1 protein-coding gene is annotated in these 2,841 nt (G+C 59.9%); it reads right to left on the bottom strand.

Features of this window, described 5'->3' with window-relative positions; all coding sequences use genetic code 11:
* On the bottom strand, nucleotides 1–2,841 hold a 2,841-nt coding region (locus tag OO306_RS27890; RefSeq protein ID WP_323055841.1), incomplete at both ends, for an immunoglobulin-like domain-containing protein.

Here is a 2,841-nt window from a genome sequence, read left to right as displayed (position 1 = left end):
GCTCGTCAGTAACAGTGGTGCTGACCGGGGTTTTGTCCAGAACCAGGTTCTCGAACTTGCCAACATCCGTGCCATCAACGGAAGCGATCGATTTGATCACTGGGTCGTTGGTACCGGTGTAGACGTTGTCCGGGGCAGCCACGGTGGTGAAACCGCTGGTGCTGTTGGCCGGCACGGTGATGACGGTGGTGCCATCGCTCAGCGTGAAAGTCAGCGCCGAATGTTTATCGATCGGCAGACCGTCTTTGTTGGTCAGGGTGATGGTGTAGGTGATCGCACCACCTTCGGTGACCGAAGGCGTAGCGGTCAGCTTGGCCACCACGTCGTCGGTGGTGTCAGTCACTTTGACCGAGGCCGCATCGCCCAGCTGCAGGTTTTCGAAGGCACGGCCATCGATGTCTGCTGCCGACTTCACGCCCAACTCGATTTCACCGGCGTCTTTGTAGACGTCGTCACCCTGCGCTTCGTGGGTGTACGGCGCGCTGGTTTCGCCAGCTTTGATGGTGACGGTAGCGTTGTTGCTCAAGGTCACGACCAGGTCGTGAGCCAGGGCGGTGTTGATGTGGACGGTGAAGGTCGGTTTGACGTTTTCAGCCACCGAAACCTGATCGGCCGTGATGGTGACCTTGACCAGATCGCCTTCGTTGCCTGCGCCTGGAGTACCTGAGCCCGGCTCGTCGGTCACAGCAGTGCTGACCGGCGTTTTGTCCAGAACCAGGTTCTCGAACTTGCCAACATCCGCGCCATCGACGGTGGCGATCGACTTGATCACCGCGTCGTTGGTACCGACATAAACGTTATCCGGGGCAACCACGGTGGTGAAACCAGTGGTGCTGTTGGCCGGCACGGTGATGACGGTGGTGCCGTCGCTCAGGGTGAAGGTCAGCGCCGAATGCTTGTCGATCGGCAAGCCATCTTTGTTGGTCAGGGTGATGGTGTAGGTGATCGCACCACCTTCGGTGACCGAAGGGGTGGCGGTCAGTTTGGCCACCACGTCATCCGTGGTATCGGTGACCTTGACCGAAGCGGCGTCGCCCAGCTGCAGGTTCTCGAAGGCACGGCCATCGATGTCTGCTGCCGACTTCACGCCCAGCTCGATTTCACCGGCGTCTTTGTAGACGTCGTCGCCCTGCGCTTCGTGGGTGTACGGCGCGCTGGTTTCACCGGCTTTGATGGTAACGGTAGCGTTGTTGCTCAGCGTCACGACCAGATCGTGAGCCAGCGCGGTGTTGATGTGGACGGTGAAGGTCGGTTTGACGTTCTCGGCGACGGAAACCTGGTCAGCGGTAATGGTGACTTTGACCAAGTCGCCTTCGTTGCCCGGCGTACCTGGCTCGTCGGTGACAGCGGTGCTGACCGGCGTCTTGTCCAGAACCAGGTTCTCGAACTTGCCAACATCGGCGCCATCAACGGTGGCGATCGATTTGATCACCGCGTCGTTGGTACCGACGTAGACGTTGTCCGGGGCAGTCACGGTGGTGAAGCCGGTGGTGCTGTTGGCCGGCACGGTGATGACGGTGGTGCCGTCGCTCAGGGTGAAGGTCAGTGCCGAGTGCTTGTCGATCGGCAGACCGTCTTTGTTGGTCAGGGTGATGGTGTAGGTGATCGCACCGCCTTCGGTGACCGAAGGCGTAGCGGTCAGCTTGGCCACCACGTCATCCGTGGTGTCAGTCACTTTGACCGACGCCGCATCGCCCAGTTGCAGGTTTTCGAAGGCACGGCCGTCAACATCGACGGCGGACTTGATACCCAGCTCGATTTCGCCGGCGTCTTTATAGACGTCATCGCCTTGCGCGTCGTGGGTGTACGGCGCGCTGGTATCGCCAGCTTTGATAGTGACGGTGGCGTTGTTGCTCAGGGTCACGACCAGGTCGTGGGCCAGCGCGGTGTTGATGTGGACTGTGAAGGTCGGCTTCACGTTCTCAGCAACCGAAACCTGGTCAGCGGTGATGGTCACCTTGACCACGTCGCCTTCGTTGCCCGGCGTGCCTGGCTCGTCAGTGACAGTGGTGCTGACTGGAGTCTTGTCCAGAACCAGGTTTTCAAACTTCCAGGCGTCAGCGCCGCTAACCCCCTGCAGGCTCTGCTCGACCGGTGGGTTAGTGCCGGTGTAGACGTTGTCCGGGGCCGTTACGGTAATCGAACCGGTGGTGCCGTTGGCCGGAACGGTGATGACCGTTTTGCCGTCACTCAGGGTGAAGTACAACGGCGCGTGGTTATCGATCGGCAGACCGTCTTTGTTGGTCAGGGTGACGGTGTAAGTGATCTCGCCGCCTTCGGTAACCGATGGAGTGGCGGTCAGTTTGGCGATGACGTCGTCAGTAGTGTCAGTCACTTTGACCGACGCTGCGTCACCCAGCTGCAGGTTTTCGAAGGCACGACCATCGACATCGACCGCGGACTTGATGCCCAACGAGATCTCGCCAGCGTCTTTGTAAACGTCATCGCCCTGTGCTTCGTGGGTGTAAGGCGCGCTGGTTTCACCGGCTTTGATGGTGACGGTGGCATTGTTGCTCAGGGTCACGACCAGGTCGTGAGCCAGCGCGGTGTTGATGTGAACGGTGAAGTTCGGCTTCACGTTCTCGGCAACCGAAACCTGGTCAGCCGTGATAGTGATCTTGACTACATCGCCTTCGTTGCCTGGGGTACCCGGCTCGTCGGTCACAGTGGTGCTGACCGGGGTCTTGTCCAGAACCAGGTTTTCGAATTTCCAAGCGTCAGCACCGCTGACCGCCTGCAGGCTCTGCTCTACCGGTGGGTTAGTGCCGGTGTAGACGTTGTCTGGCGCGGTTACGGTAATCGAACCGGTGGTGCCGTTCGCCGGAACGGTGATCACCGTTT

The sequence above is a fragment of the Pseudomonas sp. DCB_AW genome (genome assembly GCF_026240895.1).
Taxonomy (GTDB): Bacteria; Pseudomonadota; Gammaproteobacteria; order Pseudomonadales; family Pseudomonadaceae; genus Aquipseudomonas; species Aquipseudomonas kermanshahensis.
Note: the sequence above shows the minus strand (reverse complement) of the source record. Positions and strands in the feature narration are given on the sequence as shown.